Below are 18,970 nucleotides of genomic sequence, written 5' to 3'. Positions count from 1 at the left end.
CGTGGCGGCCCCGGAGGGCCGCACGGGCCGCGCGACCCTCCGCCGGGCACCGGACCGCCCCCGCCTCCGCCCTCTGCCTCCGTCGGACGCCGACCGCTGCCGCCCGCCCCCGGCCGCCGGCGCGCTTCCCTCAGTCGGCGTCCGTCAGCTCCACCTGGATCTCGACCTCCACCGGCGCGTCGAGGGGCAGTACCGCGACGCCCACCGCGCTGCGGGCGTGGACGCCCTTGTCGCCGAGGACCTCGACCAGCAGCTCGCTCGCACCGTTGAGGACGCCCGGCTGGCCCGTGAAGTCCGCGGCCGAGGCCACGAACCCGACGACCTTCACCACGCGCGCGACGCGGTCCAGATCACCGGCGACGGACTTCACGGCGGCGAGGGCGTTCAGCGCACAGGTGCGCGCCAGCTCCCTCGCCTCCTCGGCCGTGACCTCGGCACCGACCTTTCCGGTCAGCGGAAGCTCGCCGTCCACCATGGGAAGCTGGCCGGCGGTGTGGACGTACCGCCCCGACCGCACGGCCGGGCAGTACGCGGCCAGCGGCGGAACGACCTCCGGCAGGCTCAGCCCGAGCTCGGCCAGTCTGGCCTCGACCGCGCTCATGCCTGCTTCTCCCGCTTCAGGTAGGCGACCAGCTGCTCGGGGTTGTTCGGGCCCGGCACGACCTGCACGAGTTCCCAGCCGTCCTCGCCCCAGGTGTCCAGGATCTGCTTCGTGGCGTGGACCAGCAGCGGAACCGTGGAGTACTCCCATTTCGTCATGCGGCGACTCTAGCCGCTGCCGTCACCCGCACGGGAAGCACGACGAACCCGGGAGCACGGGAGCACCGCAAGCCCGGCAACTCGCCCCCGGAGCCGCCGGGGCGCGCGGGGAGGAATTAGGCTCAAAGGCGTGAGCAGGCTTCAGGTGGTCAGTGGCAAGGGCGGAACCGGCAAGACCACGGTGGCCGCGGCCCTCGCGCTGGCCCTGGCCACGGAGGGGAAGCGGACGCTTCTCGTCGAGGTCGAGGGTCGCCAGGGCATCGCGCAGGTCTTCGAGACGGAGGCGCTGCCGTACGAGGAGCGGAAGATCGCCGTCGCTCCCGGGGGCGGGGAGGTGCACGCCCTCGCCATAGACGCCGAACGGGCCCTTCTGGACTACCTCCAGATGTTCTACAAGCTGGGCAGCGCCGGGCGGGCGCTGAAGAAGATCGGCGCGATCGACTTCGCGACCACCATCGCGCCCGGGGTGCGGGACGTCCTGCTGACCGGCAAGGCGTGCGAGGCGGTGCGGCGCAAGGACCGCACCGGGCGGTTCGTCTACGACTACGTCGTGATGGACGCCCCGCCGACCGGGCGCATCACCCGTTTCCTCAACGTCAACGACGAGGTCGCCGGGCTCGCGAAGATCGGCCCGATACACAATCAGGCCCAGGCCGTGATGCGGGTGCTGAAATCGCCGGAGACGGCGGTGCACCTGGTCACCCTGTTGGAGGAAATGCCGGTCCAGGAGACCGTGGACGGCATCGCCGAGCTGCGGGGAGCCCGGCTGCCGGTCGGGCGGATCATCGTGAACATGGTGCGGCCCGAGGTGCTGGACACGACCGACCTGGAACTCATGGGGACGGTCGAGCGTTCCTCTGTCGCGCGGGCACTGGCGTCCGCCGGTCTCGGCGGCGCGCGGCGCGGCGGGCACGCCGAGCAGTTGGTGGACCCGTTGCTCGCGCAGGCCAAGGAGTACGCCGAGCGGTACACGCTGGAGGCCGAACAGCGCGCCGCGCTGGCCGAGGTGGGCCTGTCCCTGCACGAGCTGCCGCTGCTCGCGGAGGGCATGGACCTGGCGGGCCTGTACGAACTGGCCGAGGAACTCCGCGCGCAGGGCGTGTCATGACCGGCGGAAACCCGCCCGTGTCCGCACCCGTACCCGCACCCGGCGGGAACCCTTCCGCCATGCCCGTCACGCCCGCCATGTCCATCACGCCCGTCACGAGTCGGAAGTATCGGAAGCAGGGGATGTCATGAGTCATCACCCGGAACCGGCCCACCCGGCCCACCCGGCCCGCCACCACCTCTCCCCCGTACGCACGCTCGACATCGACCCGCTGATCGAGGACCGGACCACCCGGATCGTGGTGTGCTGCGGCTCGGGCGGGGTCGGCAAGACGACCACCGCCGCGGCCCTGGGACTGCGCGCGGCCGAACGGGGACGCAAGGTGGTCGTCCTCACCATCGACCCCGCCCGCCGGCTCGCCCAGTCCATGGGCATCGACTCGCTCGACAACGTCCCCCGTCGGGTGAAGGGCATCGACGACTCCGCCGGCGGCGAACTGCACGCCATGATGCTCGACATGAAGCGCACCTTCGACGAGATCGTCGAGGCGCACGCGGACCCGGAGCGCGCCTCCGCGATCCTCGGCAACCCCTTCTACCAGTCCCTCTCGGCGGGCTTCGCGGGCACGCAGGAGTACATGGCGATGGAGAAACTGGGGCAGCTGCGGGCCCGCGACGAGTGGGACCTCATCGTCGTCGACACACCGCCCTCCCGCTCCGCGCTGGACTTCCTGGACGCGCCCAAGCGGCTCGGGTCCTTCCTCGACGGCAAGCTCATCCGCATCCTGCTGACCCCGGCGAAGGTCGGCGGCCGCGCGGGGATGAAGTTCCTGAACGTCGGGATGTCCATGATGACCGGCGTCCTGGGCAAGGTGCTCGGGGGGCAACTGCTGCGGGACGTACAGACGTTCGTGGCGGCGATGGATTCCATGTTCGGCGGCTTCCGTACCCGCGCGGATGCCACGTTCAAACTGCTCCAGGCGCCCGGGACGGCGTTCCTGGTGGTCGCGGCCCCGGAGCGGGACGCGCTGCGCGAGGCCGCGTACTTCGTGGAACGGCTGGCCGCGGAGGACATGCCGCTGGCCGGGCTGGTGCTCAACCGGGTCCACGGCAGCGGCGCCGACCGGCTGTCGGCCGAGCGGGCACTGGCCGCCGCGGAAAATCTTGAGGACTCCCGCATTGTGGATCAGGAGGGCGGGAAAGCTGGATTTCGTAACTCCCCTGACACACAAGCCAGTTCAGACGCCCTCGACGGAGGCTCCCCCGCCACCGCGGACGACACGAACACGGACACCGGCACCGGCACCGGCACCGGCACCGGCACCGACCCTGGCACCACCGACACGAACACCGACGGGGTGGACGCGGAGCGGTCCGTCGGCCAGCTCACCGCGGGCCTGCTGCGACTGCACGCCGAGCGGATGCGGCTGCTCTCCCGCGAGCAGCGCACACGTGACCGCTTCACCGCGCTCCATCCCGAGGTGGCGGTGACGGAAGTGGCCGCGCTGCCCGGCGACGTGCACGACCTCGCCGGCCTGCGGGACATCGGCGACCGGCTCGCGACCAACAGGCCGGAGTTGCCCGAGACACCCGCCCCACCCGAGGCAACCGCCTGACGCACGCCGAGCCACCCCGCACCGAAACGACGGCCCACGGCGTCCCGACACAGCCCGACACAGCCCGAGACGTCCCGCCGAGGACCCCCCGAGAGCCCTCAGCTCACCGCCGCGTAGTTCGCGTACACCTCGTCGTCGTCGAGGGGCACGACGCCCGCCCCCCGCTCGTACTCCGTGCGCGCGGTCTCCAGCAGTCGGCGCCAGGACGTCACGGTGGGCCGCCGGCGCAGCAGTGCGCGGCGTTCACGTTCCGTCATGCCTCCCCACACGCCGAACTCGACGCGGTTGTCGAGCGCGTCGGCCAGGCACTCCGTACGCACCGGGCATCCGGTGCACACCGCCTTGGCCCTGTTCTGCGCTGCTCCTTGAACGAACAGTTCATCCGGATCAGTAGTGCGACAGGCAGCCTGCGCACTCCAGTCGGTAACCCAGCCCATACCGGCGCCGTCCTCTCCCGAATCGAGGCTCCCCCACGGCGGCAGCGGCATATTCACCGCCGCCAGTTGAGGACGTTACGGAAGGTGGGCACAGCGCAACACCCCCAGCGGGCCCAATCTTGAATGGCCCGAACGGACTATGGGTAAGCGGCAGATCACCCGGGGGAGTGACCTGGCGACATGCGTGACAACCCCGACGTTTCGGGTCAGTTCCACTGCGCCACAACGGACACCGAGTGACACACGAGGCCGATCCGGACACGCACCCACCACACCTCGACGGAGAAAGCCGAGGGAGCCGAGGAAGGTCGAGAGAATCCGGAACGATTCGGGATCGCCGGACGTATTGATACGTGGCCTCACTGCCGTGACAGTTGTGAGCAGCTTAGGCCAAGGCCTGTACGCCTGTCCGGCAAACGAGAACGTAGGCTGCACCCATGCCAAAGAAGCGCTCGGGCGGTGGTCTGTCGTCAACGCAGCAGGCCGCCAAGTTCCTCGGTGTCAGTGTCCTCGCGGGTGCCGTCCTGGCCGGTATCGCACTGCCCGCCGTGGGTGCGCTGGGCCTGGCCGCCAAGGGTTCGGTGGAGAGTTTCGACGAGCTCCCCGCCAACCTCAAAACACCCCCGCTGAGCCAGCGCACCACCATCCTGGACGCGAAGGGTGGTCAGATCGCCACCGTCTACTCACGCGACCGCACGGTGGTCGACCTCAAGGACATCTCGCCCCACCTCCAGAAGGCGATCGTCGCGATCGAGGACTCCCGCTTCTACGAACACGGAGCGGTCGACCTGAAGGGCGTGCTGCGCGCGCTCAACCGCAACGCGCAGAGCGGCGGTGTCTCCGAGGGCGCGTCCACCCTGACCCAGCAGTACGTGAAGAACGTCTTCGTGGAGGAGGCCGGCGACGACCCGACGAAGGTCGCGCAGGCCACCCAGCAGACGATCGGCCGCAAGATCCGCGAGCTGAAGTTCGCGATCCAGGTCGAGGAGGAGCTGGGCAAGAAGAAGATCCTCGAGAACTACCTGAACATCACGTTCTTCGGCCAGCAGGCCTACGGCGTCGAGGCCGCCGCCCGGCGCTACTTCTCCAAGTCCGCCAAGAACCTCAACCTCCAGGAGTCCGCCCTCCTCGCCGGCCTCGTCCAGTCGCCGAGCCGGTACGACCCGGTCAACGACGAGACGGAGGCCACCAAGCGGCGCAACGTCGTCCTGGCGCGGATGGCCCAGGTCGGCGACATCTCCGAGGAGGAGGCCGCCGAGGCCTCGAAGGCGCCGCTGGGACTGAAGGTCAGCAAGCCGAACAACGGCTGCATCACGGCGGTCAGGGGCGCGGGCTTCTTCTGCGACTACGTGCGTGAGGTGTTCCTGAGCGACCCCATCTTCGGCAAGACCAAGGAGTCGCGGGCCAAGATCTGGAACCAGGGCGGCCTGACGATCCGTACGACGCTGGACCCGCAGGCGCAGGAATCCACCCAGAACTCGGTCAAGCAGCACGTCAACAAGACCGACGAGGTCGCGACCGCCGCCACCATCGTGGAGCCGGGCACCGGCAAGATCCTCGCGATGGGGCAGTCCCGGCCGTACGGCTTCGCCAAGAACGAGACCCAGATCAACCTCTCCGTCGACCTGGGCATGGGCGGCGGCGCCGGCTTCCAGCCCGGTTCGACGTTCAAGCCGATCGTCGCGGCGGCGGCTCTCGAGGGCGGGATGCCCCCGACCAAGTCGTACGCCTCGCCGTACCAGATGGACTACCCGAGTCCGGTCGCGGCCTGCGACGGCAAGACGTGGAACGAAAAGGGCGTTCCGGTCGAGAACGAGAACGAGGCGGAGGTCGGGCCCTACGCCATGAAGGAGGCGACCGCGAAGTCGGTCAACACCTACTACATCGAGATGATCAGCGAGATCGGCATCTGCCCGGTGACGGAGATGTCCAAGAAGATGGGCGTCGAGCGGGCCGACGGCGGAAAGCTGGCCCAGGCGCCGTCCATCGCGCTCGGCACCCAGGAGGTGTCCCCGCTGACCATGGCGAACGGCTACGCCACCTTCGCCTCACGCGGCATGTACTGCACGCCGATCGCCATCGAGTCCATCAGCCAGCGCGTCGGCGACAAGTCGAAGTCGCTCCCGGTCCCGAAGTCGACGTGCTCACGCGCGATGTCGGAGAAGACCGCCGACACCATAAACACGCTCCTCAGGGGCGTGGTCGAGGACGGTACGGGTACACAGGCCGGTCTCGGCGGCCGTCCGAGCGCGGGCAAGACCGGTACGACGGACTTCCGCTACGCCGCCTGGTTCGTGGGCTACACGCCGAACATGGCCGGTGCGGTGTGGGTCGGCGACCCCGCGCACAAGCGGAAGATGATCGACATCTCGATCGGCGGAACCTGGCACGCCAAGGTGTTCGGTGGTCAGGTGCCCGGCCCGATCTGGCGCGACATGATGAGCGGCGCGCTGAACGGCAAGGATGCCCCCGAGTTCAACCTCATCCACATCCCGGACCCCGAAAAGCCCGACAAGGACCGTGACCGTGACCGTCGCGGCGGGAACGGCGACGACCGTGGCGACGGCAACCGGGGCAACAACGGCCGTGGCGGCGGCAACGGCGGCGGCAACGGCGGTTTCCTCGGCGGCCTGACCGGCGGCGGCAACGGTGGTCAGAACGACAACGGCGGCCAGAACGACGACGGCGGCCAGAACGGCGGTGGCGGAGCCGAGCCGGACCCGACCTTCTCCCTTCCCGAGGGCTTCTTCCAGGGCCAGGGCAACGGCCCGGGCGGCCGAGGCTGACGGCCCGCCCTCCTGGTCCGACGACGGCGGAGGGCCCCTCCTTCCCGTGAGGGAAGGAGGGGCCCTCCGCCGTACCCGACCGGCCGGACCGGCAGATCAGCCGGCGAGCAGCTTCTTCACCGCGGCGGCCACCCGGCCGCCCTCCGCCTGCCCGGCCACCTTGGGGTTGACGATCTTCATGACCACACCCATGGCCCGCGGGCCCTCGGCACCCGCCGCCTTCGCCTCCTCGACGGCCTGGACGACGATCGCGTCCAGCTCCTCGTCGGACATCTGCTGGGGCAGGTACCGGGCCAGCAGCTCGCCCTCCGCCTTCTCCCGCTCGGCCTGCTCGGGACGCCCACCCTGCGCGAAGGCGTCCGCCGCCTCACGGCGCTTCTTCGCCTCACGGGTGATCACCTTGAGCACCTCGTCGTCGGAGAGCTGACGCTTCTCCTTCCCCGCGACCTCCTCCTTGGTGATCGCGGTGAGCGTCAGCCGGAGCGTCGAGGAGCTGAGCTCGTCGCGCTCCCTGATCGCAGCGTTGAGGTCGTCCTGCAGCTTGGACTTGAGCGTGGTCATGTCTTGATTGTCGCAGGAACAGGCGGAAAGACGCCCGCACATTTAACACCCGCCGTCCCAGGGGACGTTCGGACCGAACTCGAAAGCCCTGCCGCACCCCGGGAGGAGGTACCGCAGGACGCACCAGGTCCAGGGTCTGACACGATGGGCGTATGCGCGCGCGATACGGAATCCCCCTGGGAATCACGGCGGCCGGTGCCGCCGGTCTGGTGTACGCGGCGGGCTTCGAGGCCCGCTCCTTCCGGCTCCGACGGGTGACGATCCCCGTCCTGCCCGCCGGGATGCGCCCCCTGCGCGTACTGCAGGTCTCCGACATCCACCTGGTGAGCGGCCAGCGCAAGAAGCAGCGCTGGCTGCGCTCGCTGGCGGGCCTGCGCCCCGACTTCGTGATCAACACGGGCGACAACCTGTCCGACCCCGAGGGCGTGCCGGAGGTCCTGGACGCGCTGGGCCCGCTGATGGAGTTGCCGGGCGCATACGTCTTCGGCTCCAACGACTACTACGGCCCCAAGCTGCGCAACCCCGCCCGCTACCTGATCGAGAAGGCCACCGGCCGGCACGGCCTGAACGGCAACGCCCCGGCCGTCGGCGTGATCCACAACCCGTGGGAGGACCTGCGGGACGGCTTCGACAGCGCGGGCTGGCTGAACCTCACGAACACCAGGGGCACCCTGAAGATCGAGGGCGTCACGGTCGAGCTGACTGGCCTGGACGACCCGCACATCAAGCGGGACCGCTACACGGAGGTGGCGGGCGGCCCGTCGAACGCGGCGGACTTCTCGATGGGCGTAGTCCACGCCCCCTACCTGCGCGTCCTGGACTCCTTCACGTCCGACGGCTACCCCCTGGTCCTGGCCGGTCACACCCACGGCGGCCAGCTCTGCATCCCCTTCTACGGCGCCCTGGTCACCAACTGCGACCTGGACACCGACCGGGTGAAGGGCCTGTCCACCCACACGTCCGAGGGCCGCACCTCCTACCTTCACGTCTCCGCGGGCTGCGGCACCAACCGCTACACCCCGGTCCGCTTCGCCTGCCCCCCGGAGGCGACGCTGATGACCCTGGTGAGCCGGGAGTAGCAGAACACGTGCGTCCCACGGGGGCCGCCGGCACCGACCGGCGCCGACGGCCCCCAAACCGGATTTCGCCTCCAGCCACCAGTGGGCTAAAGTAAACGTCGTCGCCGCGAGAGCAGCGACACCGGGGTGTGGCGCAGCTTGGCAGCGCGCTTCGTTCGGGACGAAGAGGTCGTGGGTTCAAATCCCGCCACCCCGACGCTGATCAGAGGGCCATTCGCATGATTGCGAATGGCCCTCTGGTGTGTTCGGATGTGTTCGGAGGGCCAAACGGGGGCCGCGAGGGTCGAACGAATGTGCTCGGGCCACCGCGTCGTCTTCTTCGTCGTCCTCCGCGCCCTCCCCTTCCTGCTCTACGACGAAGATGTCCTTCATCAGGCCTCGAACCCGCAGGTCAGTGACATGGCACGGTTGTTTCCGTCCGGATCTGTGCCTACGGTCACAGCGAGCGGGATGCCCGTAGGCGCATACTGGGTCATGACAAGGCCTGCCGCACCGAAGCGTCGTTCGCCCACCAGCGCCTTCAAGGCCCCGGTCGCGTCGACGCTCGAGCCCTTCGCCATGGGCAACCGGATCACACACGACGTGTACGGCCCCGGCCGGGTGATCGGCATCGAGGATGACATCGCGGTGTTCGTGGATTTCGGCTCGGCGCAGATGCGGATCTTGAGCCCGTACGCCAAGATGACCAAGCGGTAGGACCGCTGTGCCCGGTCACGGCACACCAGGACCCTCAGGGACCTGTAACGAAAGAGAGACCTCTCATCGATCTGACATCGCTGTTCTCCGCCCCGGAAGGACAACCCCGCTGCCCCACCGCGGCATCGCCGCCTCCGGCGACAAACCCCTTCCAGGCTCCGGACTTCGGGGAGGACGATGCCTTCCCGTTCGAGGATGCACAGGAGCTCACCTCGGGCATGCGTGCGGCGCGACCCGAGGCAGCTTAGTTCCACGAGTGACGACGGCTTCGACAACTGGCCGCGGGCTGTTGCCTCCGGTGCTGCGGCAAGGAGTGCGGCAGCCTCAGTTTCCGTCTCTTCCAGCCCTGTTCACCGTCGTTCGGACGAGACCGTGCGCCGGTTCCTTCCCGTAGCCGGGCCGCCCGCCGACACAGTGGGAAAGCGTGCGCATCAATACACGCTGGATGTCGGCATGCGAGACGGGCTACCGAGGGTGGACGGTGGGCGAGTGGAAGCAGGGCAAGTGCGGTTGGCCGACGGCCGTCGGCGGTCGCTGCCGTGAGCAAGACGCTGAAGGGCACGGCGCGCTGGTACCTCCATCAAGGTGTGTGGACGGAACGCGGCCGGGCCGAACTGAAGAAGAAGGCGAGCAGGCGCCGCAGGAAGTGAGCTGGAGGCATAGGGCGAGCGTCCGACTGCGCGACAGCGCCGACGGACAGCGGCGGACGAGCACGGATGCCGGCGGGCCGTCCGCGCAGGCGAGAGCTGCGCCGGTCCCGGACAGCGTCCCCGCCCCGGTTGCTTCGGGGCGAGGAGGTCGCGGGTTCACATCCCGCCACCCCGACAGTGAGGCACCAGGTCAGGGGCCTGATCCGTATCGCGGGTCGGGCCCCTGACCTCGTACCGGGGACTTCTGGGAGCCGTTCGGGAGCCGACTTCACGCCTCGGCACCCGAACCGGTTCCCCTCACCCCGCCGCGGCCCCCACCGCGCCCGGGGTGCGGCGCACGGCGCCCGGAGTAAACGCTTCGTTCACGGGACCGGGGCCGGAGCCGGCTTCGGAGACAGCGCTCGCGCCATCCGGCGGTCGGAGAAGGCTGCCGTCGATGGCTGAAGTTCCTCTCCTCGGCTCTGCGTGCCAGGGCCGAGGGTCCCCCGGCCCGATCGGATCGACACGTAGAGTGAACGGCCGTGCCACTGTGTGACCGTGATGGGTGGCGTGGTCGGGCGGGTGGCGCGTCGCCCCGGCGCAGAGGCCCGGGCGGTCGTCCTGGTGGTCCCGGGTGAGGAGTGCGGATGAGCCTGTGGGGTGTGGTGGTGGCCGGTGGCGTGGTCGTCGGCTACGGGGCGCTCTCGCGGCGGCTGTCGACGACGGCGCTGTCCGGGCCCCTGGTGTTCGTCGTGTGCGGGCTGGCGATCGGGCCTCTGGGCCTGGACCTGCTGAACGCGGACCGGGATCCGGAGGTCGTCCGGACGCTGTTGGAGAGCGCGCTCATCCTCGTGCTGTTCACGGACGCGGCGGCGATCAGGCTCGAGGACCTGCGCAGGGAGGGGTTCCTGCCGTTGCGGCTGCTTGTGGTCGGGCTGCCCGTCACGATGGTGCTGGGGTGGCTGGTGGCCTGGCCCCTCCTGCCCGGTCTGGGGGTGTGGGAGCTGGCGCTGGTCGGCGTCATCCTGGCCCCGACGGATGCCGCGCTCGGACAGCAGGCTTTCTCCAACAAGCGGGTCCCGGCGCTGGTCCGAGGCGGCCTCGGCGTCGAATCGGGGCTGAACGACGGTCTGGTGCTCCCGTTCTTCGTGCTGGCGCTGGCGGCGGCGGGCGAGGCGGAGGGGCATCCGGGGGTCGTCGTGACGTTCCTGCGCGCGCTGCTGCTGAGCGGTGCGATCGGACTCGTCGCCGGTCGGGCCGGGGCGGACGTGTTGCGTCGGTCGGTCGCCCGGGACTGGAGCACTCCCGCGTGGCGGCAGTTCCTGACGCTCGCCGTTCCCGTGATCGCCTACGCGCTGTGTGACGCGGTCGAGGGCAGCGGCTTCATCGGCGCCTGGGTCGCCGGTCTGGCCTTCGGAAGCCGGCTGCGTGGCGCGCCGACAGGACGTGGCGCTCGCGCCGAAGGACCGGGCGCCGCGCAGAACACGAAATTCAGCGAGCGGCTCGGGCTCCTGCTCGCCTCGGTGAGCTTCCTGGTCTTCGGCGCGGTCATCCTGGGGCCGGTCCTTCAGCACGTGACGTGGCGGATGGTGGTCTACGCGCTGATCAGCCTGACCGCGGTCCGGATGCTGCCGGTCGCTCTGGCCTTGATCGGCACCGGTCTGCGGACCGCATCCGTCGCCTACATCGGGTGGTTCGGTCCGCGCGGGCTCGCCTCCCTGGTCTTCGGTCTGCTGGCCTTCGAGGAACACCTGCCCGGGACGACGCAGCTGAACGGCGTCATCGCCGTGACCGTGGGCCTGAGCGTTCTCCTCCACGGCGCCACGGCCCCGGTTCTGGGAAACCGCTACGGCGACTGGTTCACCAGGACGCTCCGTACCGAACCGGACCTGCGGGAGAACGCACTCGGCGCCGACGACGCCCCGGGCGTACGAGGCCCCCGCAGCCCTTGACGCCCCCGGGACGAATGGTGCTGCCGGGGCGCTAGGAAGTGAGCGACCCGCTCTGGTTGCCGGAAGCGGACTGCCAGGCCTGCAGGCCCGCTCGGGACGCCTCCTTGGCCTGCCGCCATTTCATGGCCGCCTGCTGGGACGGAGGCACGTCCATGGCGCGGACCATGCGCCGACCCGCGGCGAACACGGCGACAGCCATGATGCCCATGCCGGTGCACGCCACCACGGCGCCCGCCGCAGTGAGCACGGCACCGGCCGTGACGAGCCGGGTGTCGATGTCGATCGAGTGCAGGGGCTGGTGATGGTTCATGCCTCCACCATCCGACAGCAGGTGACCACCTGCATCCCGGGCATCACCACCGGCGCGGGGGCCGGGGCCGGCCAGAGTCCCCGGGAACGTTGCCCGGGGATACGTTGAACAGGGAGCGCCATGTCAGAGGGGCGCGGGCGGGCGCCGTGCCGAGCCTGCCCGCCACCCGGCCCCGGCTGGGCCGGTCGGCAGTCTGCTCAGGCGTCGGGCGGCTGGGTGGCGGAGTCCGGGGTGGGTGGGAAGCCGCCACGGATCAGGAAGTAGATGTGAGGGCCCAGCCATACCGTGTCGCCGGTGTGGACCCGCAGGCGGTGGCCGGGGGTGAGGACCTGGTGACGGTTGACGCGGACGCCGTTGGTGGAGCCCTCCGCCACCTCGGTCAGCCAGACCGTGCCGTCCTCGGCGTACTCGACGCCGGCGTGCTGCCCGGAGACCGTGGGCTCGTCCGCCAGGATCTCGGCCGCCTCCGGTGTCGCCCAGCTCCGGCTGCGGCCCAGGTGTACCGTCTGCCCGCGGTCCAGGAGCAGTTGTCCGCCCAGTCCGCGGAAGTCCAGTGCGAGTCGGGCCCTCACTGCCCGGGTGGGGCGGGAAGAGGTGTGCTCGGGGGCGGGGCGGGGCGGTGACAGGGCTCCGGGGGTGAGGGAGATCCAGCCGTCGGAGTCCGATCCGGAGTCCGGATCGGAGCCCTGAGCGGAGTCCGGTTCGGGCGGTGAGGCCTTCGGGGGTGGTGGGGGCGCGGAGTGTCCTTCGGTGTTCTGGTTCCGGTCCCCGTCCCCGTCCCCGGGCTGGCGGGGAGCGGGGAGAGGGCTCTCGGAGAGGGAGACCCAGCCGTCGTCCTCGGGTTCGTCCGCCGTCACCGGGGGGCTGTCTCCTTCTCGAAGTCCACCAGGAGCTCCACCTGGCCGTCCGGCAGTTCCTTGACGCCGGCGACCACCACGGTGGTGCCCGCCCCCAGGCCCGGTGCGGCGAACAGCGCTCGGGCCAGCGGGTTGATCAGGTCCGTCTCCAGCGCCATGCCGATCCCCCGCCCGCCCGTCCACGGGTCCTTGGTGCAGCGGCGCAGCAGCGTGGCGCGGGCGTCCTCGCGGATCTCCAGGACGACGCGGTGCTCGGCCGCGAGCTGCCGCCGGATGTTCTTCACCTGGAGGTCGAAGATCTTCTTCGCCACGTCCTCGGAGATGAAGTCGAACACCACGACGTTGCCGCCGATCCGGTTCATCAGTTCGGGCCGGCCGATGACCTGCTCGAAGTGCTCCTTGACGTTCTTCTTGACCGTCGCCTCCAGGGCGGAGTACTCCGTGCCCGGTTCGACGACCCACTCCCGCCGCTGCGTCTGCGGGTCGATGCGCTGCACCCCGAGGTTGGAGGTGAAGATCAGCACGCATTCGCTGAAGTAGGTGGTGACTCCCTGGCCGTCGGTGAGCCTGCCGTCCTCCAGGACCTGGAGGAACTTGTCCAGCACCCCCTTGTCGGCCTTCTCGATCTCGTCGAAGAGGATGACCCGGAAGGGGTCCTGCCGCACCGCGGCGGTGAGCTCGCCACCCGCCTCGTACCCGACGTAGCCGGGGGGCGCCCCGACCAGCCGGTCGGCGGCGTGCGAGGAGGAGAACTCGCTCATGTCGAAGCGGAGGTACGCCTGCTCGTTGTCGAAGAGGACCGCCGCGACGGCCTTGGCCAGTTCGGTCTTGCCCGTGCCGGTCGGACCCGCGAAGAAGAGGACGCCGCGCGGGCGGTGGCCGGGACTGGTCGCCTGCGCCCCGGACAGGCCCAGCGCGGCACGCTTGAGGATGTCGAGCGTCTTGGCGACGGCGGCGTCCTGGCCCAGCACCCGCCGGGGGACGGAGCGTTCGTCGTCCGGGTCCTCGCCCCGCAGGATGCGCCGGCGGACCTCGTCCCGGCTCCAGGGGTTCCGTTCCACGCCGAGGCGGTAGATCCGGACCGCGTCGGGCATCGAACGGAACGGGAGACCCCGGTCCAGTGCCAGGTCGAGGCTCTCCCGCATCGCCCTCAGCGTCATCCCGCCGGCCGCCCGGGCCACCGCCTCGACGGTCTCCCTCTCCTCCTCGGGGACGTCGCCGGCGGGGGCCGCGGCCGTCCGCTGCCGGGCCCGGAAGTCCCGGCGCAGGAGGTCGGCCATCCGGCGCCGTTCGTCGGCGTCGGGCGGGGGGACCGCGATCGGGCGGATGCGCTCGCTCCCGGAGACGAACCAGTTGGGCAGGTCGCGCTCCCCCTCGGCCAGCCAGATCACCGGGTTGAACAGGTCGCGTCCGTCCGTACGCCTCGGGTCCCGTATCCGCTTGGCCAGATCGGCGAGTTGCAGACAGGAGAGGAAGAAGTCCCGTTCGTCCGGGGTGAGCCGGGTGACGTCCTGGACCAGCCGTGAGGCGTGCTCGACCACCAGGGCGACCCGCAGCGGCGGGAGTTCCACGCCGTCGGTCCGCGCCCTGCTGCGTTCGTCCGCCCAACCGGAGACGATGTTCCGCAGGTCGGCGCTCACCTTCTCCTGCTGGGCCGCGTCGGCCCCGGGGAACCTGCGGGTCGGCAGCAGGGTCCTGGCGGCCTCCTCGACCTCGGGAACGGCGTACAGGACCCGGAGACCGTTGATCTGGTCGCATCCCACCAGGACCTGGTAGCCCATCCGCAGCAAGGGGTTCCACACCACGTCGAGCAGGGGGTGGTGCCGGTCCCGGCCGTTGCTGCGCACCAGGTGCAGATCGTGGATGTTGCCGTGCAGGACGTACTGGGAGTGCACGCTGAGCGTGCCCGTCAGTTCCTGGACGAACAACGGCAGTTCGTCGTTCTTCTGCTTCTGCAGATCCATGGGGTGAACCTTCCGTGAAGGGCGGGGCCGGGTGGCGGGGCGGCCGGGTGGTCACGTGCGGCCGGGACTGGTCGCCGTCCGGTGCTTCCGGGGCCCGGGGACCGAGGATCCGGTGCGACCGCCGTGCGCGTCGGGCGCGGAGCGGTCGACGGGCGTACCCGCGAGCACCTCGGCGCGCCGCATCTCGAAGGTCAGCGGCAGTCCGGCCTCCGCGGCCAGGGACCGGAACTCCTCCAGCCGCTCGGCCGCTTCCGCGCACCGCCGGGCGTCCAGCTCCAGGTCCTCGGTCCGCCGCTCGCCGCGGGTCGCCGGGCGCATGGTGACGGCATGGACGCGCTCCCCCCGCAGCTCCATCCTGAGCCAGTGGTCCGGGCCCCAGCCCCCGGGCGTCCAGTCGAGCGTCACCGCGTCGTCGTCGGTGCGGCCGACGCGCAGGTCGCCCGCGGTGTCCAGGGCCAGCCGGGCCAGGACGCCGGTGCACTGGCGCTTCAGGTGGAGGGCTTCGAGCGCGGCGCACCGTGCCGTCGTGCTGTGCTCCACCAGGTCCCGCTCGCCGGAGGTCAGCGGGACGTTGTCGTCGACGCACTTCCGCAGCGCGGCCACGGCCTGCGGGTCCGGGTCGGGGAGGTCCTGGTCGTCGGGGAGGGGCATGGTCAGGAAGTCGAGTTGCACCGCGGCCTGTTCCACCTCGCGGCGCAGCTTCCACGCCTTGCGGTTGGCGTCGGCCACGAAGGTCCGCGCCTCGCGCAGGTGCCGGCGGGACCGCTGCGGGCGGGCGGCGTGTGCCACCGCGTGGCCCACCGCTTCCGCGGCCATCTGGGCCAGTTCGGCGTCGGCCCGGGCGTCTAGGGCGGCCAGGATGTCGGCGCCCTGGTCCCGGACGGCGGTCCCGTCCGCCGGGCCGGTCGCCCGCGGCGGCTCGGGCACCGGGAGCGGAGCGTCCTGGGCGGCCTGCCGGGCCCGGAGCATGTCGTCCCGCCGGGCTCGCAGCGCGTCCTGCCAGTCCGGGCCGTCCTCACCGTCCGTGCCGCCCGCCGGGCCGGCCAGGGAGGTGAGGAGGGCCTCCGCCTCCCAGGCCGTCTGGGCCCTTTCCGCGGTCTCCAGCTCCCGCTCGAAGCGGGCCAGTTCGCGGCGGAAGTCGCCCAGCCGGATCGCGGTCGGGTCGAGCGGTCCGGGCAGGCCGGGGCGGGGCGGCGGGTCGCCGGGCGCCGTCCGTGCGGCCCGGGCGATCCGCGCTCCCAGCACCCTGCGGCGGGCGTTGGCGCGGGCGGCGGCGAGGGCCGCGTTCCGCCACTGTTCCGCCGCGTCGGCGGAGATCTTCTCCTGCCGCTCCAGGCAACGCTGTTCCTCGGCGGCGCGGACGGCCGCGCCGGCCAGCACCTTGGTGGTCGCGAGCGCGGCCCGGCCGGCCAGCAGGGCCCCGCTGAGGGTGCCCAGTGCCTGGAGCGCGGCGTCGGCGGCCTGCTGGGCGGCCTCGGTGGCCAGCTCGCCCAGCCGGGAGGCGACTTCCTCCGTGGTGCCGTCCATGTGCAGCGGGCCGGTGTGGGCGAGCTCGTTGGGGTCGGGCGGGGGTGGCGGCGGAGGCGGGGGCGGCGGGACGAAGTCCAGGCCGGGCGTCACCCCGGTGTCCAGGATCTGGGCGAACGCCTCACTCACAGGTCGGCTCCTGTCATCCGGTTCCCCGATGCGTCCCCGGTCGAGGGGGCGGGCGCCGCGGGGGCGCCCCGTTGCGGCGGCACGGACCGGCCCCCCACGGCCGCCGGGCCGTTGCGGCGGCTCCGGCGGCTTCCGCTTCTGCGCCCGTCCCTGCTCCAGGCCAGGCACCGCCGGACGCTCCACGCCACCACCGCGCCCGCGGAGACCGCCGGCCACAGCCACGGCACGTACATCACCGTCCCGACGACGAGCGCGCACACGGCGAGCAGCAGCAGGGCGCCGAGGAACAGCCGGGACCTGCGGGACAGGACGAGGGAGGCGGGGCGCTCCGCGCGCTCGATGATCAGGCCCGCCAGGGAGTGGCGCGGGTGGTAGGCGGGCGGGCGGATCCAGTTCGCGGTGAACAGTTCGGCGGCGAAGACGGCGGGTGTCAGTCCGAGGCTCCACAGCCAGGCGACGACCACCTGGTCCTGGGAGGCCCGGGCGAACACGTCCGCCAGCCCGATCAGGAAGCTGTAGGGGAAGGTGACCAGGGTGGCTCCGAGCAGCGCCCAGCCCAGGGCGGCGGGCAGGTCCAGCCGCTGCAGGACGGCGATCGCCCCGTCCTGGTCCTCCCTCAGCTGCCGTTCGGCCTCGTCCTGCAGGTGCCGCTCGTGGCGGGCGTCGGCGTCCCGGGCGGCCAGGTCCGTCAGCCGGTGAGCGGCGACGAGCCGCAGGCGGCGCAGACCGTCGTCGTCGACGGACCGCAGCAGCCGGCTGAACCAGGGGACCTCCAGCCCGCGGGGGAGGTCGTCCTCGAACCTCGCCGCCTCGTGGGCCAGTCGGGCCTCCACGCGGTCGGGCTCACGGGCGAGTTCCAGGAGCAGGGTGTCCACGGCGGTGGTCTGCCGCAGGGCGTGCCGCACCCGGGGCAGCCGCCGCAGGTCGGGGTCGGCCAGGAGTTCGCCGACCAGGTGGGGCCACCCGGTGCGCAGGGCCTGCCAGCGGGCGGCCGTCTCGTCCAGTCCCTCGCCCAGGGGGCGGTGCGCCAGGGCGGTGAGGATCTCCGGGTGCCTGCGCAGGTGTTCGGCCAGTTGGACCGCCGCGCCGTCGTTCTGCCGGACGGCCCGGGACAGGTCGCGGATGCCGCGGACGGTGAGCGGCATCCCCCAGCAGCCGGCCTCGAGCCGGGGACCCAGCCAGTTGATCAGCCGGATGGTGAGTTCTGGGGTGGGCGCCCGTTCCAGGGCTTCGCGGAGCCCGGAAAGGACGCGCCGTCCGGCCTCGCCCTCCTCTTCGGCGAACTGCGCCATCCAGCGGACGAGTTCGGACCTTCTGCCGTCGTCGTCCAGCATCCGGTCGGCCGCGACGTGGTAGTGGTCGAGGGCCCTGGCCAGCGGTTCCCGCAGGGTGAACTGCTCGCCGACGAAGGGGAACGGGGTGACGGGGTCCGGCTCCGGGCCGGGGGCCGTCGTCCCCCGTACGGGCCCGGACGTGCGGGGCGCGGTGTCCGGGGAGCCGCCGTCCAGCCATTCCCCCACCTGCCGGGCGCCCCACCGTCTCTCCGGGTCGCGCGTCAGGAGCCCGGTGCAGAGCATCCGGACACGCCGGTGCTCGAGGCGGTGGACGTCGGGGTTCCGGGTGGCGAGCGCCTCCATGACGGCCTTGTCCTCCCGCTCGTCCATGAGGGGTCGGCCCAGGGCCAGTTGGGCGGCGACCATGCCCACCGACCACCAGTCCGCCTCCGGGGAGACGGACTGGAGCCGCGAGGCGGCTTCCGGGGCGAGGTAGAGGGGTTTGCCCCGCCAGTCGAAGTGCCGGGTCGACTCGTCCGGCCGGTGCACCGCCGCACCGAGGTCGATCAGCGTGATCTCCGGGCTGCTCCCCTGCGCCTGGATCATGATGTTGTCCGGGGTGATGTCCCGGTGCACGACCTCCTCGTCGTGCAGGAACGACACGGCGGCGTACAACTGGGCTACGACCGGCTCCAGTTGCTCGAAGCCCATCGGGCCGGGGTGCTCCCGCTGGTAGTCGCCGAGGTGCGTCTCGCCGTGCGAACGGTAGAGGTGGTACGGGTGCCCGTCGGCGCGTCCGGTTTCCAGGAGGTGCTCCAGGTGCGTGGCCCTCTCGGGCGGGACCCGGCCGGCCTCGAACAGTGTCCGGCCGATCTCGGGGCCGGGGGCGTGCATGCGGTGGTACCACTTGAGCACCAGGGGGACGTCGGGGGTCCCGCTCCTCAGGTCGCGCACCCTGAGCACCACGGCCTGGGAGGGCCGCTCGGCGGTCTGCAGGACTCTGAGCAGGGAGAAGCGGTCCGCCAGTTCGGGCGGCACCTCCGAGACGACCCGCCGGGTCTCGACCTGGCGGGCCCGTGAGAAGCCGTCGTCCTCGGGGGGAACGAAATCCGTGGGGTCAGTGGTCGACATGGTCCGACCTTCCGATGAATATGCCCGTCCCGCGATCGTGAAGCGGCGCGGGGATCAAGAGATTATCCGAGTGGCCCCTGCGCCCGTGCGGCATTCGCCGATTCACTGCACGGAACGCGGAAAGGGTTCCGGGGGGAGTCACCGAGCGGGCCATCCAGTCCGCCGTCGTCACCGGAATGCAATTTTCCGATAATCGTATTTATGAGGTGAGGGGGC

Annotated in this window: 15 protein-coding genes and 1 tRNA gene; 7 read left to right on the top strand and 9 right to left on the bottom strand. The window is 71.2% G+C overall.

What is annotated here, in order from left to right:
* Positions 1 to 130 precede the first annotated feature (130 nt).
* The gene (locus ACWEQO_RS18180) at positions 131 to 601 is read right to left on the bottom strand and encodes a RidA family protein (protein WP_361459629.1); all 471 of its coding nucleotides are present in this window, start codon (positions 599 to 601) and stop codon (positions 131 to 133) included.
* On the bottom strand, positions 598 to 759 hold the full coding sequence (locus ACWEQO_RS18175; RefSeq protein WP_019355547.1) for a DUF4177 domain-containing protein: 162 nt from the start codon (positions 757 to 759) through the stop codon (positions 598 to 600). The genes ACWEQO_RS18180 and ACWEQO_RS18175 overlap by 4 nt, the downstream gene beginning before the upstream one ends.
* A gap of 130 nt (positions 760 to 889) precedes the next feature.
* Here ACWEQO_RS18175 and ACWEQO_RS18170 point away from each other — a divergent pair, with 130 nt between their 5' ends.
* Both ACWEQO_RS18170 and ACWEQO_RS18165 read left to right on the top strand, forming a co-directional pair.
* Positions 890 to 1,867, top strand: coding sequence for an ArsA family ATPase (locus tag ACWEQO_RS18170; protein WP_452984178.1), 978 nt, complete (start codon positions 890 to 892; stop codon positions 1,865 to 1,867).
* A gap of 127 nt (positions 1,868 to 1,994) precedes the next feature.
* On the top strand, positions 1,995 to 3,422 hold the full coding sequence (locus tag ACWEQO_RS18165; protein WP_452984176.1) for an ArsA family ATPase: 1,428 nt from the start codon (positions 1,995 to 1,997) through the stop codon (positions 3,420 to 3,422).
* A 98-nt stretch (positions 3,423 to 3,520) separates the two neighbouring features.
* Here ACWEQO_RS18165 and wblA read toward each other — a convergent pair whose 3' ends face one another.
* On the bottom strand, positions 3,521 to 3,859 hold the full coding sequence (gene wblA / locus ACWEQO_RS18160) for a transcriptional regulator WblA (RefSeq protein WP_361459632.1): 339 nt from the start codon (positions 3,857 to 3,859) through the stop codon (positions 3,521 to 3,523).
* A 437-nt stretch (positions 3,860 to 4,296) separates the two neighbouring features.
* Between wblA and ACWEQO_RS18155 the strand changes: the two genes are divergently transcribed.
* Positions 4,297 to 6,645, top strand: a complete 2,349-nt coding sequence (locus tag ACWEQO_RS18155) for a transglycosylase domain-containing protein (protein WP_452984174.1) — start codon at positions 4,297 to 4,299, stop codon at positions 6,643 to 6,645.
* A gap of 96 nt (positions 6,646 to 6,741) precedes the next feature.
* Here ACWEQO_RS18155 and ACWEQO_RS18150 read toward each other — a convergent pair whose 3' ends face one another.
* The gene (locus ACWEQO_RS18150) at positions 6,742 to 7,206 is read right to left on the bottom strand and encodes a GatB/YqeY domain-containing protein (RefSeq protein ID WP_452984172.1); all 465 of its coding nucleotides are present in this window, start codon (positions 7,204 to 7,206) and stop codon (positions 6,742 to 6,744) included.
* A gap of 152 nt (positions 7,207 to 7,358) precedes the next feature.
* On the opposite strand from ACWEQO_RS18150, the gene ACWEQO_RS18145 reads away from it, so the two are divergent.
* From ACWEQO_RS18145 to ACWEQO_RS18130, 4 genes are all read left to right on the top strand, one after another.
* Positions 7,359 to 8,285, top strand: coding sequence for a metallophosphoesterase (locus ACWEQO_RS18145; RefSeq protein ID WP_361454840.1), 927 nt, complete (start codon positions 7,359 to 7,361; stop codon positions 8,283 to 8,285).
* Between the two features lie 122 nt (positions 8,286 to 8,407).
* Positions 8,408 to 8,481, top strand: a tRNA-Pro gene (locus ACWEQO_RS18140).
* Between the two features lie 278 nt (positions 8,482 to 8,759).
* Complete coding sequence (locus tag ACWEQO_RS18135; RefSeq protein WP_452984215.1) at positions 8,760 to 8,981, top strand: hypothetical protein; 222 nt, start codon at positions 8,760 to 8,762, stop codon at positions 8,979 to 8,981.
* A gap of 1,276 nt (positions 8,982 to 10,257) precedes the next feature.
* Positions 10,258 to 11,562, top strand: a complete 1,305-nt coding sequence (locus tag ACWEQO_RS18130; protein ID WP_452984169.1) for a cation:proton antiporter — start codon at positions 10,258 to 10,260, stop codon at positions 11,560 to 11,562.
* 31 nt (positions 11,563 to 11,593) lie between these two features.
* Here ACWEQO_RS18130 and ACWEQO_RS18125 read toward each other — a convergent pair whose 3' ends face one another.
* From ACWEQO_RS18125 to ACWEQO_RS18105, 5 genes are all read right to left on the bottom strand, one after another.
* Positions 11,594 to 11,872, bottom strand: coding sequence for a hypothetical protein (locus tag ACWEQO_RS18125; protein ID WP_361454831.1), 279 nt, complete (start codon positions 11,870 to 11,872; stop codon positions 11,594 to 11,596).
* Between the two features lie 197 nt (positions 11,873 to 12,069).
* Positions 12,070 to 12,729 (bottom strand): FHA domain-containing protein, encoded by a 660-nt coding sequence (locus tag ACWEQO_RS18120; protein WP_452984167.1) that lies wholly within the window; start codon positions 12,727 to 12,729, stop codon positions 12,070 to 12,072.
* Complete coding sequence (locus ACWEQO_RS18115; protein ID WP_452984165.1) at positions 12,726 to 14,693, bottom strand: AAA family ATPase; 1,968 nt, start codon at positions 14,691 to 14,693, stop codon at positions 12,726 to 12,728. The genes ACWEQO_RS18120 and ACWEQO_RS18115 overlap by 4 nt, the downstream gene beginning before the upstream one ends.
* A gap of 51 nt (positions 14,694 to 14,744) precedes the next feature.
* Positions 14,745 to 16,349 (bottom strand): hypothetical protein, encoded by a 1,605-nt coding sequence (locus ACWEQO_RS18110; protein ID WP_452984163.1) that lies wholly within the window; start codon positions 16,347 to 16,349, stop codon positions 14,745 to 14,747.
* A complete protein-coding gene (locus tag ACWEQO_RS18105) occupies positions 16,346 to 18,754 on the bottom strand; it encodes a protein kinase domain-containing protein (RefSeq protein WP_452984161.1) in 2,409 nt (802 codons plus the stop codon). The genes ACWEQO_RS18110 and ACWEQO_RS18105 overlap by 4 nt, the downstream gene beginning before the upstream one ends.
* Positions 18,755 to 18,970 lie beyond the last annotated feature (216 nt).

Source organism: Streptomyces sp. NPDC004051 (genome assembly GCF_053604275.1).
This window is presented reverse-complemented; position numbering and strand designations above follow the sequence as displayed.

Bases quoted from the DNA above. Each gene is read 5' to 3' on its own strand.
- ACWEQO_RS18180 (WP_361459629.1), bottom strand. From the start codon at position 601: ATGAGCGCGGTCGAGGCCAGACTGGCCGAGCTCGGGCTGAGCCTGCCG.
- ACWEQO_RS18175 (WP_019355547.1), bottom strand. From the start codon at position 759: ATGACGAAATGGGAGTACTCCACGGTTCCGCTGCTGGTCCACGCCACG.
- ACWEQO_RS18165 (WP_452984176.1), top strand. From the start codon at position 1,995: ATGAGTCATCACCCGGAACCGGCCCACCCGGCCCACCCGGCCCGCCAC.
- wblA (WP_361459632.1), bottom strand. From the start codon at position 3,859: ATGGGCTGGGTTACCGACTGGAGTGCGCAGGCTGCCTGTCGCACTACT.
- ACWEQO_RS18155 (WP_452984174.1), top strand. From the start codon at position 4,297: ATGCCAAAGAAGCGCTCGGGCGGTGGTCTGTCGTCAACGCAGCAGGCC.
- ACWEQO_RS18150 (WP_452984172.1), bottom strand. From the start codon at position 7,206: ATGACCACGCTCAAGTCCAAGCTGCAGGACGACCTCAACGCTGCGATC.
- ACWEQO_RS18145 (WP_361454840.1), top strand. From the start codon at position 7,359: ATGCGCGCGCGATACGGAATCCCCCTGGGAATCACGGCGGCCGGTGCC.
- ACWEQO_RS18135 (WP_452984215.1), top strand. From the start codon at position 8,760: ATGACAAGGCCTGCCGCACCGAAGCGTCGTTCGCCCACCAGCGCCTTC.
- ACWEQO_RS18130 (WP_452984169.1), top strand. From the start codon at position 10,258: ATGAGCCTGTGGGGTGTGGTGGTGGCCGGTGGCGTGGTCGTCGGCTAC.
- ACWEQO_RS18125 (WP_361454831.1), bottom strand. From the start codon at position 11,872: ATGAACCATCACCAGCCCCTGCACTCGATCGACATCGACACCCGGCTC.
- ACWEQO_RS18115 (WP_452984165.1), bottom strand. From the start codon at position 14,693: ATGGATCTGCAGAAGCAGAAGAACGACGAACTGCCGTTGTTCGTCCAG.
- ACWEQO_RS18105 (WP_452984161.1), bottom strand. From the start codon at position 18,754: ATGTCGACCACTGACCCCACGGATTTCGTTCCCCCCGAGGACGACGGC.